This is a genomic window from Streptomyces sp. NPDC058464 (genome assembly GCF_042721035.1).
In the GTDB taxonomy this organism is placed as follows: Bacteria; Actinomycetota; Actinomycetes; order Streptomycetales; family Streptomycetaceae; genus Streptomyces.
The window spans coordinates 230,204-245,031 of sequence record NZ_JBHXMA010000012.1 but is presented as its reverse complement, the minus strand read 5'-3'; the positions used below and the strand labels follow the sequence as shown (position 1 = coordinate 245,031).

Here is a 14,828-nt window from a genome sequence, read left to right as displayed (position 1 = left end):
GGAAGCCAGGTAACTGGTGGAGGTGACCGGTACTAATAGGCCGAGGGCTTGTCCTCAGTTGCTCGCGTCCACTGTGTTAGTTCTGAGGCAACGACTGTGTTTTTTCCGGTCTGACTTCATAGTGTTTCGGTGGTCATAGCGTGAGGGAAACGCCCGGTTACATTCCGAACCCGGAAGCTAAGCCTTACAGCGCCGATGGTACTGCAGGGGGGACCCTGTGGGAGAGTAGGACACCGCCGAACAAATATTGAAAGGGTTGGATCTGGAACTTCGGTTCCGGGTCCAACCCTTTTTTGTTCTGCGTAACGTGTCGTTCACGTTCCGCGCCGAGCATCCCAGCATGGGTACTGCTGCAATGCTCAGGGCCGCCGGTGTCGGAGTGGGCGACGAGGTCATCGTGCCGGCCTTCGGGAACGTCGAAGTCGCCGAGGCCGTGACACTGGCCGGTGCGCTTCCGGTGTTCGCCGACATAGATCCGGTGACCTACTGCCTCGACACGTCGGCGGTGGAGGCGGCCGTAACTGCCCGTTCCGCGGCGGTGGTTGTCGTCCACCGGTTCGGGCGGTGGGCCGGCATCAGGGAGTTGCGTGCGCTGGGGCAGCGGCACGGGCTGCTGGTGCTGGAGCAGGGCGAGTCCGAGGCTCCGTACGATGAGATCGCGCAGCGGCGGCAGCGGGCCGCCTATCTCGATGCGAAGCTGCGCGGTGTGCGGACGCCCGACGGCGGTGACGGGCACACCTATCAGCAGTACGTGGTCCGGGTGCCGGGGAACGGCCGGCCCGACCGGGATGCTTTCGCTCGGGCCCTGCGGGGCAAGGGAGTTGACTGCCGGGTGCCGGTGAAGACCCCGGTGCACCGACTGCCGGAATTCCGGCGTTGTGTCTCGCTGCCGCAGACGGAGGTGGCCGCGGACGAGACACTGGCGCTCCCCGTCGACGCCTCGTTGACGAAGCGGGAGATGCAGCGGATCGTGTCCGCCTGCAATGCCCTCGGCGGACTGCTTCAGCCCGCCTTCTGAACGAGTTTGGGAACTCGGGCCTGTTCGGGGTATGATCTATTCCGTTGCGGCGGGGGAAACCTCGAAAAGGCAACAGGCCCCCATAGCTCAGTCGGCAGAGCGTCTCCATGGTAAGGAGAAGGTCAACGGTTCGATTCCGTTTGGGGGCTCCGATCGAAAGGCCTCGCCCATAAGGGCGAGGCCTTTTTCATGCCCTCTTTCCCCGTCCCCCTCAGTCCTTCTGGAGGCCGGGGACTCGCATCGCCAGGATGGCCATGTCGTCCGACGGGGCGTCCGACGCGAAGCGTTCCACCGCGCGCATGATGCGTGCGGCGACCGCGCCAGCCGTGAGACCCGTGCACGTCGTGAGGACGTCCGCGAGGCCGTCGTCGCCCAGCATGCGCGTGCCCTCCCTGCGTTCCGTCACGCCGTCCGTGACGCAGAGGAGGACGTCGCCCGGGTCGAGGGTGACCGTCTGCTCGTACAGCTCCAGGTCCTCGATGACGCCGAGGAGGGGCTGCGGCTCGGCGGCCGCCTCCACGGTGCCGTCCTGGCGCAGCCGGAGGGGGAGCGGGTGGCCGGCGCAGACCACCTTCATCTCCGCGCTGCCGTCCTCCTGGGGGCGCATCTCGCCGTACAGGAGGGTCAGGAAGCGGCTGCGGGCTCCCTCGTCCAGGATGGCCGAGTTGAGGCGCTCCAGCACGGCCGGGCCGCTGAGGCCCTCGCGGGCCAGCAGGCGGAGCGCGTGCCGGGCGAGGCCGGTCACGGCGGCCGCGTTCGGGCCCGTACCGCAGACGTCGCCGATGGCGAAGCCGTACGCGTTGTCGGAGATCGGGAAGACGTCGTAGAAGTCGCCGCCGACCTCGTTGCCCTCGCCGGCCGCGCGGTAGATGACCTCGACCTCCATGCCCTCGATGTGCGGGGTGCCCGGGGGCAGGAGGCTGCGCTGGAGGGCCTGGCTGATGGCCGTGCGCTCCGAGTACAGGCGGGCGTTGTCCAGGGCCAGGGCGGCCCGGCGGGAGAGGTCCTCGGCCAGTTCGAGGATCTCCTGGCGGAAGTGCTCGTCGGTGGGCTTGCCGAGGGTGAGCATGCCGATGACGCGGTTGCGGGCGACCAGGGGGAGGACCACGGTCTCGCCGCCCACGGCGGAGGCCGTGGCGAGTGTCGGGCCGATGCCGGAGGAGACCTGGCGGGTGGGGCCGCCGGTCAGGCCGAGGCTGCGCATGGAGCTGCGCAGGGCGGCCTGGTGGGCGTGCTCGCCGGGGGCGGTCCAGATGCGGGCGCCGGGCGTGGGTACCGGGTCCGGCGGGGGCACCTTGGAGAGCAACGACTTGATGCCGTCGATGAGTTCCTCGTCCTCGTGCAGGACGTACGACAGGTACGGGTCGGAGGCCTGGTCGGCGATGGTGTAGACAGCGCACCAGGTGGCGAGGGTCGGGACCGTCATCTGGGCCATCAGGGCGAGGGTCTGGTCCCGGTCCAGGGTGCCGGCGAGCAGGTCGGAGGCCTCGACGAGGAAGCTGAGCGAGCCGCGGCGCAGCCGCTCCAGCTCGCCCAGGCGGGCCGACTCGACGGCCAGGGCGATGCGGTCGGCGGCGAACTGGAGGCGCAGCGCCTCCTCGTTGGAGTATCTGTCCGGTGCCTCGGCGGCGACGCCCAGGGAGCCGGTCAGGCGGCCCTCGACCTTCAGCGGCACGGTGACGACCGATCGCATGCCGGTGCCGGCCAGGAGGGGGACCGCGCCCGGAACGGCCGCCAGATCGTCGTGTACGGCCGGCATACGGGCCGATCCGTAGCGGCCGGGGCCGGCTTCCACGGGCACGCGCGCGAAGCGCTGACGGGCGGACGGGAGCCCGGTGGAGGCGCGGACCTCCAGCTCGGTCTCGTCGTCGGTGGCGAGGAGCAGGAACGCGGAGTCGCCGTCGAGCATGTCCCGGGCGCGCTCGACCGTGCGCTGGAGGAGGCCGTCGAGGTCGTCCGGGGCCGGGGAGCCGATGAACACCTCGAAGGGGTCGCTGCTCTGGCCGTCGGAGGCGCCGCCGGCGTCGGAGGCGGGCACGCGCAACGGGGTCTGCAGGACGGCCCGTTCGTGGTCGCGGACGAGCAGGCAGACCGTGGAGGGCTCGCCGCCGGTGTCGCGGACTCTCAGGTGCGAGGCGTAGACGGGGGTCACGCGGCCGTCGGCGCCGCGGATGCCGTAGCTGCCCTCCCAGCGGGAGAGCTGGAGGGCCTCGGCGATCCCGGTGCCGGTGCCGGGGGTGTGCGGCCAGGCGGCGAGGTCGGTGAGGGGCTTGCCGGTGACCTCGCCCGAGGTGTGGCCGAAGATCTCCTCGGCGTCCTCGTTCCAGGCCGAGATGGAGCCCTTGCGGTCGATCTGGACGACCGCGACCCGGACCCGGCCGTCGGCGAGCGGCAGCAGGTCGGCCGGGAGGGACGGTCCCGCGGCGCGGGTGCCCACCGGGCGTTCGGGGAGATCGAGCTGGAACCAGACATTTTTGTGCGTGGACGTGTATTCGACACCCCAGCGGGTGGCGAGGGCCGCGCAGAGCTGGAGTCCGCGGCCGCCCTCGCGGTCGGGGCTGCCCATGTTGACGGGGGAGCCCTGGAGCGGGACCTCGCGTTCCGGGTAGCGGTCGGAGACCTCGATGCGCACCCCGTCGTCCGTGCGCAGGCACAGCACGTCGGCGTGGGTGCCGGCGTGCACCACCGCGTTGGTCACCAGTTCGCTGGTGAGGACCACGGCGTCGTCGACGACGTCCGCGAAGCCCCAGCCCTGGAGCGTGTCGCGGACGAAGGACCGGGCGGTCGCGACCGATCGCCCGACGGGCTCGAAGCTGGCGGCCGCGCGCGCGGTGATCACAGAACTCCCCGTCCGGGTCTCGACATGCGGGCCTGCCTGGCCGGGCTGGTGCCGTTGGTGCGGCATGCGCTCGCCCGTGGGCCGTGGCTCCGGGTTGTGTCCCCCGGGGATCACTCCGGTGGTCATGGTCTGCGGCCGCCCCTCCGAATGCCCGCTCGTTCTCGTGCCACCGCCCAGGCCGGACGGACCGGTGCGGCTGGACAGCCGCATGCAAGGTTACTTACCTTCGCCGTCCGAGCGGATGCCGGTCGCCAGTGTTTACGCCCCCAGGGTGTGCGGACGATGTGCGAAGCTGCCGAACTGTTATGGCCTGGTTCGGCCAGGGTGAAACACTGGGCAAGCTTCTGATGAAGGTCCGGTCAGCCTGAGTGCATTCCGTGTACGGCGGGCAACAGCCCCTGGTGTGGCCGGTTCTCGTCTGGCAGAACTACGCAGCAGTAACTGGTACGCCGAAGTAAGCGGTACGCCGAGTATGGCGGTGTCCGAGCACAGCAGTAACGGTCGACCCCTGCGGGAGGGACACAGTGGAGTCTGGCGCAGCGGCGCGGGGCACTAAGGCGCGCGCGAAGGGCGGACCGTCCCTGAGCAGGCAGCGGGGCGGTGACGGGACCACCGCGGTGGACACGGCGTCCCTGAACCGGTTGCTGGTGGCGCTCGTGGCGATGCGGGACGGCAACTTCCGCAAGCGGCTCACGGTGTCCGGGGACGGCGTGATGTCGGAGATCGCGGCGGTCTTCAACGAGGTGGCCGACCGAAATCTCCACCTCACGGGTGAGCTGTCGCGGGTACGACGTGTCGTCGGACGTGAGGGAAAGCTCACGGAACGGCTGGAGACGGGCGCCTGCGAGGGCTCCTGGGCGGCTGCCATCGACAACTCCAACGCGCTCGTCGACGACCTGGTGCGGCCGGTCTCCGAAGTGGGCCGGGTGCTCACGGCGGTGGCCGAGGGCGATCTGTCGCCGCGCATGGAGCTGCGGTCGCCGTCGGCGGACGGGGCCGGGCATCCGCTGCGCGGTGAGTTCCTGAAGGTCGGGCGGACCGTCAACAACCTGGTCGACCAGCTGTCGACGTTCACCGACGAGGTCACGCGCGTGGCCAGCGAGGTGGGCACCGAGGGCAAGTTGGGCGGGCAGGCCCGAGTGCGAGGTATGTCTGGTTCGTGGCGAGACCTCACGGACTCGGTGAACACGATGGCGTACCGGCTGACCGCGCAGGTGCGGGACATCGCGCTGGTGACGACGGCGGTCGCCAAGGGTGATCTGTCGCGGAAGGTCACGGTTCAGGTCGCCGGCGAGATGCTGGAGCTGAAGGAAACCGTCAACACGATGGTGGACCAGCTGTCGGCGTTCTCCTCCGAGGTGACCCGGGTCGCCCGCGAGGTGGGCACCGACGGCATCCTGGGCGGCCAGGCGAACGTGCCCGGTGTCGCCGGTACGTGGAAGGAACTCACCGACTCCGTCAACACCATGGCGGGCAACCTGACGGCGCAGGTCCGCGGGATCTCCGAGGTGACCACGGCGGTCGCCAACGGTGACCTGTCGCGCAAGGTGACCGTCCCGGCCCGTGGTGAGGTCGCGCAGCTCGCCGAGACGATCAACCAGATGACCGAGACGCTGCGGATCTTCGCGGACGAGGTCACCCGCGTGGCCAACGAGGTCGGTGGCGAGGGGCGGCTCGGCGGGCAGGCGAACGTGCCGGGCGCGGCGGGTACCTGGAAGGACCTGACGGACTCCGTCAACACGGTCTTCCGGAACCTGACCACCCAGGTGCGCGACATCGCCGCCGTGACGACGGCCGTGGCCAACGGTGATCTGTCGCAGAAGGTCACGGTCGACGTGGCCGGCGAGATGCTGGAGTTGAAGAACACCGTCAACGGCATGGTTGATCAACTGTCGTCGTTCGGTGCCGAGGTCACCCGCGTGGCCCGGGAGATCGGTGTCGAGGGTGAGCTGGGCGGTCAGGCGCAGGTGCCCGGAGCCGCCGGTACCTGGAAGGACTTGACGGACTCCGTCAACACTGCATTCCGCAACCTCACCGGCCAGGTCCGCAACATCGCCCAGGTGACGACGGCGGTGGCCAACGGCGACCTGTCGCAGAAGGTCACGGTCGACGTCTCCGGCGAGATGCTGAAGCTGAAGAACACCGTGAACACGATGGTGGACCAGCTGTCGAGTTTCGCCGACCAGGTGACGCGGATGGCCAGGGACGTGGGCACCGAGGGCCGGCTGGGCGGTCAGGCGCGCGTGGACGGCGTCTCGGGCACCTGGAAGGAGCTGACGGACTCCGTCAACTTCATGGCGGGCAACCTGACCTCGCAGGTGCGGCAGATCGCCCAGGTGACGACGGCGGTGGCGCGGGGCGACCTGTCCCAGAAGATCGACGTCGACGCGCGCGGCGAGATCCTCGAGCTGAAGAACACGATCAACACGATGGTCGATCAACTGTCCGCCTTCGCCGACCAGGTCACCAAGGTGGCCCGTGAGGTGGGTACGGAAGGACGGCTGGGCGGTCAGGCGCAGGTGCCCGGTGTGGCCGGTGTGTGGCGGGACCTGACGGACTCCGTGAACGGCATGGCCGGCAACCTGACGGCCCAGGTGCGCAACATCGCCCAGGTCGCCACCGCGGTGGCGCGCGGTGACCTCTCCCAGAAGATCACCGTGGACGCGCGCGGTGAGATCCAGGAGCTGAAGAACACCCTGAACACGATGGTCGACCAGCTGTCGTCGTTCGCCCAGGAGGTCACGCGTGTGGCGCGCGAGGTGGGCACCGAGGGCATCCTCGGCGGCCAGGCCGAGGTGCAGGGGGTCGCGGGCACCTGGAAGGACCTCACCCAGTCCGTCAACTTCATGGCGAACAACCTGACCATCCAGGTGCGCAACATCGCCGAGGTCACGACCGCGGTCGCCAAGGGCGACCTGTCGAAGAAGATCACTGTTGACGCGAAGGGCGAGATCCTCGAACTCGTCACGACGGTCAACACCATGGTCGACCAGCTGTCGAGTTTCGCCGAGCAGGTGACCCGGGTGGCCCGTGAGGTGGGCACCGAGGGCATCCTGGGCGGCCAGGCGCACGTTCCGGGTATCACGGGTATCTGGAAGGACCTCAGCAACAACGTGAACCTGATGGCCAACAACCTGACCACGCAGGTGCGGAACATCTCCCAGGTCTCGGCGGCGGTCGCCAACGGCGACCTGACGCGGCTGGTCACCATCGAGGCGAGCGGTGAGGTGGCCCAGCTCGCCGACACCATCAACCAGATGGTGAGGACGCTGAGTTCGTTCGCCGACCAGGTCACCAAGGTGGCCCGTGAGGTGGGTACGGACGGCATCCTGGGCGGCCAGGCGCACGTGCCGGGTGTGGCGGGGACGTGGAAGGACCTCACCGAGTCGGTGAACCAGATGGCGTCCAACCTGACCGGCCAGGTGCGCAACATCGCGATGGTCACCACGGCCATCGCGAAGGGCGACCTGACCAAGAAGATCGACATTGACGCCCGTGGTGAGATCCTCGAACTCAAGACGACGATCAACACGATGGTCGACCAGCTGTCGAGTTTCGCCGAGGAGGTCACCCGGGTCGCCCGCGAGGTGGGCACCGAGGGGCAGCTGGGCGGCCAGGCACGCGTGCGTGACGTCGACGGCACCTGGCGGGACCTCACCGAGTCCGTGAACGAGATGGCCGGGAACCTGACCCGGCAGGTGCGTGCCATCGCGCGGGTGGCGACCGCGGTGACCCGCGGCGACCTGAACCTGAAGATCGACGTGGACGCGGCCGGCGAGATCCAGGAACTCCAGGACTACATCAACAAGATGATCGCCAACCTGCGCGACACCACGGTCGCCAACCAGGAGCAGGACTGGCTCAAGGGCAACCTGGCGCGTATCTCCGCGCTGATGCAGGGCCGCCGCGACCTGGCGGACGTGGCCTCGCTGATCATGAGCGAGCTGACGCCGGTGGTCTCCGCGCAGCACGGCGCGTTCTTCTTCGGGATGCCCCTGGTCGACGGCAAGGACGCGAACGCCGAGGCCGAGGACGCCTACGAGCTGCGGATGCTCGGGTCGTACGGCTACTCGATGGGCTCCATGCCGACGTCGTTCCGGCCCGGCGAGGCCCTGATCGGCACGGCGGCCAAGGAGAAGCGCACGATCCTGGTGGACAAGGCGCCCACCGGCTATCTGAAGATCTCCTCCGGGCTCGGCGAGGCTCCGCCGGCGCAGGTGATCGTGCTGCCGGTGCTGTTCGAGGGCAAGGTGCTCGGCGTGATCGAGCTGGCGTCGTTCACGCCGTTCACGCAGATCCAGAAGGACTTCCTCAACCAGATCGCCGAGATGATCGCGACCAGCGTCAACACCATCTCCGTCAACACCAAGACCGAGGTGCTGCTGAAGCAGTCGCAGGAGCTGACCGAGCAGCTCCAGGAGCGGTCGGCCGAGCTGGAGAACCGGCAGAAGGCCCTCCAGGCGTCCAACGCCGAACTGGAGGAGAAGGCCGAGCTGCTGGCGCAGCAGAACCGGGACATCGAGGTGAAGAACACCGAGATCGAGGAGGCCCGGCAGGTCCTGGAGGAGCGAGCCGAGCAACTCGCCGTCTCCATGCGCTACAAGAGCGAGTTCCTCGCCAACATGTCGCACGAGCTGCGCACCCCGCTCAACTCGTTGCTGATCCTGGCCAAGCTGCTCGCCGACAACGCCGAGGGCAACCTCTCGCCGAAGCAGGTGGAGTTCGCCGAGACCATCCACGGCGCAGGCTCCGACCTGCTCCAGCTGATCAACGACATCCTCGACCTGTCGAAGGTCGAGGCGGGCAAGATGGACGTCTCCCCGACGCGTATCGCGCTCGTCCAGCTCGTGGACTACGTGGAGGCCACCTTCCGGCCGCTGACCGCGGAGAAGGGCCTCGACCTGTCGGTCCGGGTCTCGCCGGAGCTGCCCGCCACCCTGCACACCGACGAACAGCGGCTCCTTCAGGTGCTGCGCAACCTGCTGTCGAACGCGGTGAAGTTCACCGACTCCGGTTCGGTGGAGCTGGTGATCCGGCCGGCCGGCAGCGCGGTGCCGGTGGGGATCAGGGAACAGCTCCTGGAGGCCGGTTCGCTCAGTGATCCGGACGCGCCGCTGATCGCGTTCTCGGTGACCGACACCGGCATCGGCATCGCGGCCAGCAAGATGCGGGTGATCTTCGAGGCGTTCAAGCAGGCCGACGGCACGACCAGCCGCAAGTACGGCGGTACGGGCCTCGGACTGTCGATCTCGCGGGAGATCGCGCAGTTGCTCGGCGGTGAGATCCACGCGCAGAGCGAGCCGGGCCGCGGCTCCACGTTCACGCTGTACCTGCCGCTGCACCCCAGTGAGCTGCCGCCGCAGGGCTACCAGCAGTCCATGCCCGCGCTGGAGGCCGGCGACCTGGTGGCCTCCCAGAACCACGGCCGGGAGCTGTCCGGCGCGGAGATCGAGACGCCGGCCGAGGTGAAGTCGTACCAGGAGACCCAGAACGGCGCCGCAGCGCTCTTCCGGCGCCGGCGCCGCGGGGCTCCGGTGGCCGAGGCCTGGCCGGTGCTGGCCGAGCAGGAGGCGATGTCGCCGCAGCCGCGCCGGGGCATGCGGTTCGGCGGCGAGAAGGTGCTGATCGTCGACGACGACATCCGCAACGTCTTCGCGCTCACCAGCGTCCTGGAGCAGCACGGCCTGTCGGTGCTGTACGCCGAGAACGGCCGGGAGGGCATCGAGGTCCTGGAACAGCACGACGACGTCGCGGTCGTCCTGATGGACATCATGATGCCCGAGATGGACGGCTACGCGACCACCTCGGCGATCCGCCGGATGCCGCAGTTCGCCGGGCTGCCGATCATCGCGCTCACCGCGAAGGCGATGAAGGGCGACCGGGAGAAGGCCATCGAGTCGGGCGCCTCCGACTACGTCACCAAGCCGGTCGACCCCGATCACCTTCTGGCGGTGATGGAGCAGTGGATGCGCGAGGAGTGACCGGAACGGCCCTGTGTGATGTGAACGTTTCGGGAACCTTCCGTGTGCACGGGGAGTTGCTGACTCACGGTGGCGGAGCCCGTGTAGAAGTGCGGGATTGGGGGAACCTTCTGGTCTCCGGCTGCGTTTCTGCTACGTGCACAGTGACATCGCGGTGACAGGGTGTGGCGACAGGCGGGGTGCGGCTACCATGACCGGCACAAGGACGGGCGGCGAAAGGGAGTCGTCCCCTGGGGCGGCGCCCGGTGCACATCCGGGGCGAGGAGGGCGGGCCATGGTGCAGAAGGCCAAGATCCTCCTGGTCGATGACCGGCCGGAGAATCTGCTGGCGCTGGAGGCCATCCTCTCTGCGCTCGATCAGACACTGGTGCGGGCATCGTCCGGGGAGGAAGCGCTCAAGGCACTGCTCACGGACGACTTCGCGGTCATTCTGTTGGACGTGCAGATGCCGGGCATGGACGGTTTCGAGACCGCGGCGCACATCAAGCGGCGGGAGCGGACCCGGGACATCCCGATCATCTTCCTCACGGCCATCAACCACGGTCCGCACCACACCTTCCGGGGCTACGCCGCGGGCGCGGTCGACTACATCTCCAAGCCCTTCGACCCGTGGGTGCTGCGCGCCAAGGTCTCGGTCTTCGTCGAGCTGTACATGAAGAACTGCCAGCTGCGTGAGCAGGCGGCGCTGCTGCGGCTCCAGTTGGAGGGCGGCGGCAAGGGCGCGGTCGCCGGCAAGGAGTCCGCGGGGCTGCTCGCCGAGCTGTCCGCCCGGCTCGCGGCCGTCGAGGAGCAGGCCGAGGCGCTCTCCAAGCAGCTGGACGACGAGTCCGCGGACGCGGCCGCGGTGGCCACGGCGGCTCATCTGGAGCGCAAACTCACCGGTCTGCGCCGGGCGCTCGACGCCCTGGAACCGGGCACGAGCGGTGGCACGGCAGCGTTGCCGTCGCAGAACTGACCGCGACGGCGGACACAGTTGCCCATGAGCGCGCGTCAGTTTCGTGCCTTGGCAAAGGCGACACGAACGGGTGAAGCAGCGGGCACGCGTGTCCCCTGCCGTCTCCCCCGGTAACCTCACACCCATGGCCTCACGTCCCTCGGCAGCCAAGAAGCAGCCCGCGAAGAAGGCCGCTCCCTCGAAGGCTCCGGTGAAGAAGGCCGCCGCGCAGAAAGCCCCGGCCAAGAAGGCGCCCGCCAAGAGGGGCGCGGCGAAGAAGTCCGCGCCGGCACCCAAGCCGGCGCCCAGCCCCACCGGGGGCGTGTACCGCCTGGTGCGCGCCCTCTGGCTCGGCGTCGCGCACGCCGTCGGCGCCGTCTTCCGCGGCATAGGACAGGGAGCCAAGAACCTGGACCCCGCGCACCGCAAGGACGGCGTGGCCCTTCTGCTGCTCGGCACCGCCCTGATCGTCGCCGCCGGCACCTGGGCCGACCTGCGCGGTCCGGTCGGCGACCTGGTCGAGATCCTCGTCACCGGCGCCTTCGGCCGTCTCGACCTGCTGGTGCCGATACTGCTCGCGATGATCGCCGTGCGGTTCATGCGCCACCCCGAGCAGACGGAGGCCAACGGCCGGATCGTGATCGGCCTGTCCTCGCTGGTCATCGGAGTGCTCGGCCAGGTCCACATCGCCTGCGGATCGCCCGCCCGCAGCGACGGCATGCAGGGCATAAGGGACGCCGGCGGCCTCATCGGCTGGGCGGCGGCGACCCCGCTGACGTACACCATGACCGAGGTCCTCGCCGTACCCCTGCTGGTGCTGCTCACGATCTTCGGACTGCTCGTCGTCACCGCGACCCCGGTGAACGCCATCCCGCAGCGGCTGCGGGCGCTCGGCGTGCGCCTCGGGCTGCTGCACGACCCCGAACCCGACGAGTACCCGGAGTACGGCGAGGACGACGAGCGCTACGACGAGCAGTGGCGCCAGGCGCTGCCCCCGCGCTCCCGCAGGCGCCCCGGCGCCCCCCAGGAGTACGACCCCGACGGCGCCGAGCAGGAGGCCCTCGCCAAGCGCCGGGGCCGCCCGCGGCGCTCCGCCGTGCCGCAGCCCGAGCTGGGCCGCCGGATGGACGCCGTGGACGTCGCGGCGGCCGCCGCGGCCGCGCTCGACGGCGCCGTCCTGCACGGCATGCCGCCCTCCCCGCTCGTCGCCGACCTCACCCAGGGCGTCAGCGTCGGCGACCGCGAGGACACCACGCCGACCCCTGTGCCGGCGCCGAGCCCGAGTCCGAGTCCGGTGCCGGCCGCGCGGCCCAAGCAGGAGCGGCTCAAGGTCGAACCGGTCGTCGCGGACCTGACCAAACCGGCGCCCGAGGAGCCCCGCGACCTGCCGCCGCGCGCCGAGCAGCTCCAGCTCTCCGGCGACATCACCTACTCGCTGCCGTCCCTCGACCTGCTCACCCGCGGCGGCCCCGGCAAGGCGCGCAGCGAGGCCAACGACCGGGTGGTCGCCTCGCTCACCAACGTCTTCTCGGAGTTCAAGGTCGACGCGGCCGTCACCGGCTTCACCCGCGGCCCGACGGTCACCCGCTACGAGGTCGAACTCGGCCCGGCCGTGAAGGTCGAGCGGATCACCGCGCTGACCAAGAACATCGCGTATGCCGTCGCCAGCCCGGACGTGCGGATCATCAGCCCGATCCCCGGCAAGTCCGCGGTCGGCATCGAGATCCCCAACACCGACCGCGAGATGGTCAACCTCGGGGACGTGCTGCGGCTCGCCGAGTCCGCCGAGGACGACGACCCGATGCTGGTCGCCTTCGGCAAGGACGTCGAGGGCGGCTACGTCATGCACTCGCTGGCGAAGATGCCGCACATGCTCGTCGCCGGCGCCACCGGCTCCGGCAAGTCGTCCTGCATCAACTGCCTGATCACCTCGGTGATGATGCGGGCGACCCCGGAGGACGTGCGGATGGTCCTCGTCGACCCCAAGCGGGTCGAGCTGACCGCCTACGAGGGCATCCCGCACCTGATCACGCCGATCATCACCAACCCGAAGCGGGCCGCCGAGGCGCTCCAGTGGGTCGTCCGCGAGATGGACCTGCGCTACGACGACCTGGCCGCGTTCGGGTACCGGCACATCGACGACTTCAACAAGGCCATCCGCGACGGCAAGCTCAAGACGCCCGAGGGCAGCGAGCGCGAGCTCCATCCGTACCCGTACCTGCTGGTGATCGTCGACGAGCTCGCCGACCTGATGATGGTCGCCCCGCGCGACGTCGAGGACTCGATCGTGCGCATCACGCAGCTCGCGCGCGCGGCCGGCATCCACCTGGTGCTCGCCACCCAGCGACCCTCGGTCGACGTGGTCACCGGTCTCATCAAGGCGAACGTGCCCTCCCGGCTCGCCTTCGCCACCTCCTCGCTCGCCGACAGCCGCGTCATCCTCGACCAGCCCGGCGCCGAGAAACTCATCGGCAAGGGCGACGGCCTCTTCCTGCCGATGGGGGCGAACAAGCCGACCCGCATGCAGGGCGCGTTCGTCACCGAGGAGGAGGTCGCGGTGATCGTCCAGCACTGCAAGGACCAGATGACGCCGGTCTTCCGGGACGACGTCGTGGTGGGCACCAAGCAGAAGAAGGAGATCGACGAGGACATCGGCGACGACCTCGACCTGCTGTGCCAGGCGGCCGAACTGGTCGTCTCCACGCAGTTCGGCTCCACGTCCATGCTCCAGCGCAAGCTGCGCGTCGGCTTCGCCAAGGCCGGCCGGCTCATGGACCTCATGGAGTCGCGCGGCGTGGTCGGGCCGAGCGAGGGGTCCAAGGCGCGTGACGTTCTGGTGAAACCCGATGAGCTGGATGGGGTGCTTGCTGTGATCCGCGGGGAGTCCGCGGGGTAGGTGTATCCCAGGGCCACGGGTGCCTGTACACCGGGCGGAGTCATTGTCGTGATCCACCCGTTAGGGATCGTCGGGCAACCGTTTCCCTTTGACGCACGTCAAGTTGAGCGAGAGGAAAGGTGTGTACTCCATCCTGGGGCGCACACCTGACCCGTCATCGGGATGTCCGGCCATACCGATGGCGTACAAAGTCGTACCGCCCGGTTGCCTCACCCTTTCGCACCCCCCCTAGACTGAACCTCCAGCACAGGTGGCTACACGCTCGAAAGGCGCCCCCGTGTCCATCGGCAGCAACTCCCCTGAGGACGAGCGTCCGTTCTCAGACGTGTCCGAGGAAAACCGCCCCTCCGTAGGCCGAGCCCTCAAACAGGCCCGCATCGCCGCCGGGCTGACCGTCGACGACATCAGCGGGAGCACCCGGGTCCGTATCGCGATCGTGCACGCGATCGAGGCCGACGACTTCGCCCCCTGCGGCGGCGACGTCTACGCCCGCGGGCACATCCGGACCCTGGCCAAGGCCGTCGGCCTCGACCCCGAGCCGCTGCTCGCGCAGTTCGCGGCGGAGCACGGTGGTGGGCGGCCCGCGCCGACGCCCGCCGCACCGTTGTTCGAGGCGGAACGCATCCGTCCCGAGCGGCGCGGACCCAACTGGACGGCGGCCATGGTCGCCGCGATCGTCGTCGTGATCGGTTTCGTCGGCTTCACCGCCTTCAAGGGCGGCGACGGCGACGACGCCAAGCAGTCGGTCGCCGAGGGCCCCGCCCCGTCGACCAGCAAGCCGGTCTCGCCGACCCCGAAGGAGAGCAAGCCCGACAAGACCCCCGAGCCCTCCGACAGTGCGATCGCCGCCGCGCCCCAGGACAAGGTCACCGTCCAGGTCAGCGCGGTCAACGGACGCAGCTGGATCTCGGCCAAGGACCACAACGGCCGGATGCTCTTCGACGGGCTCCTGAAGAAGGGCGACTCCAAGACCTTCCAGGACAGCTCCAAGATCAACCTGATCCTGGGCGACGCCGGAGCCATCCAGCTCTACGTCAACGGCAAGAAGATCGAGGACCAGTTCCAGCCCGGCGCGGTGGAGCGTCTGACGTACACCAAGGGCGACCCGGAAGTCGGATAACCGTTCGGATCACGCACGTACACAAGGGGTTGGCCATGAT

Annotated in this window: 6 protein-coding genes, 1 tRNA gene and 1 rRNA gene; 7 read left to right on the top strand and 1 reads right to left on the bottom strand. The window is 69.2% G+C overall.

Going from position 1 to position 14,828, the window contains the following annotated elements:
- Window positions 1-125: 125 nt before the first annotated feature.
- The 3 genes from rrf to ACFWPQ_RS18665 all read left to right on the top strand — a co-directional run bounded on the left by rrf (window position 126) and on the right by ACFWPQ_RS18665 (window position 1,167).
- Window positions 126-242, top strand: a 5S ribosomal RNA gene (gene rrf / locus ACFWPQ_RS18675).
- A gap of 113 nt (window positions 243-355) precedes the next feature.
- Window positions 356-1,018 carry a DegT/DnrJ/EryC1/StrS family aminotransferase gene (locus tag ACFWPQ_RS18670; protein ID WP_384035413.1) on the top strand — a complete coding sequence of 221 codons (663 nt, stop codon included), beginning with the start codon at window positions 356-358 and terminating at the stop codon, window positions 1,016-1,018.
- 76 nt (window positions 1,019-1,094) lie between these two features.
- Window positions 1,095-1,167, top strand: a tRNA-Thr gene (locus ACFWPQ_RS18665).
- Window positions 1,168-1,229: 62 nt separating this feature from the next.
- On the opposite strand, the gene ACFWPQ_RS18660 is transcribed toward ACFWPQ_RS18665, so the two are convergent.
- The gene (locus ACFWPQ_RS18660) at window positions 1,230-3,983 is read right to left on the bottom strand and encodes a SpoIIE family protein phosphatase (protein ID WP_384035389.1); all 2,754 of its coding nucleotides are present in this window, start codon (window positions 3,981-3,983) and stop codon (window positions 1,230-1,232) included.
- Between the two features lie 398 nt (window positions 3,984-4,381).
- Here ACFWPQ_RS18660 and ACFWPQ_RS18655 point away from each other — a divergent pair, with 398 nt between their 5' ends.
- The 4 genes from ACFWPQ_RS18655 (at window position 4,382) to ACFWPQ_RS18640 (ending at window position 14,788) form a co-directional block, all read left to right on the top strand.
- On the top strand, window positions 4,382-9,838 hold the full coding sequence (locus tag ACFWPQ_RS18655; RefSeq protein ID WP_384035385.1) for a HAMP domain-containing protein: 5,457 nt from the start codon (window positions 4,382-4,384) through the stop codon (window positions 9,836-9,838).
- A gap of 274 nt (window positions 9,839-10,112) precedes the next feature.
- Window positions 10,113-10,793, top strand: coding sequence for a two-component system response regulator (locus ACFWPQ_RS18650; RefSeq protein ID WP_384035383.1), 681 nt, complete (start codon window positions 10,113-10,115; stop codon window positions 10,791-10,793).
- Window positions 10,794-10,917: 124 nt separating this feature from the next.
- Entirely contained in the window at window positions 10,918-13,668 is a 2,751-nt protein-coding gene (locus ACFWPQ_RS18645; protein ID WP_384035380.1) for a DNA translocase FtsK, read from the top strand.
- A 277-nt stretch (window positions 13,669-13,945) separates the two neighbouring features.
- On the top strand, window positions 13,946-14,788 hold the full coding sequence (locus ACFWPQ_RS18640) for a RodZ domain-containing protein (RefSeq protein ID WP_361298942.1): 843 nt from the start codon (window positions 13,946-13,948) through the stop codon (window positions 14,786-14,788).
- Window positions 14,789-14,828: the final 40 nt, after the last annotated feature.

Bases quoted from the DNA above. Each gene is read 5' to 3' on its own strand.
- ACFWPQ_RS18660 (WP_384035389.1), bottom strand. From the start codon at position 3,983: ATGACCACCGGAGTGATCCCCGGGGGACACAACCCGGAGCCACGGCCC.
- ACFWPQ_RS18670 (WP_384035413.1), top strand. From the start codon at position 356: ATGCTCAGGGCCGCCGGTGTCGGAGTGGGCGACGAGGTCATCGTGCCG.
- ACFWPQ_RS18645 (WP_384035380.1), top strand. From the start codon at position 10,918: ATGGCCTCACGTCCCTCGGCAGCCAAGAAGCAGCCCGCGAAGAAGGCC.
- ACFWPQ_RS18650 (WP_384035383.1), top strand. From the start codon at position 10,113: ATGGTGCAGAAGGCCAAGATCCTCCTGGTCGATGACCGGCCGGAGAAT.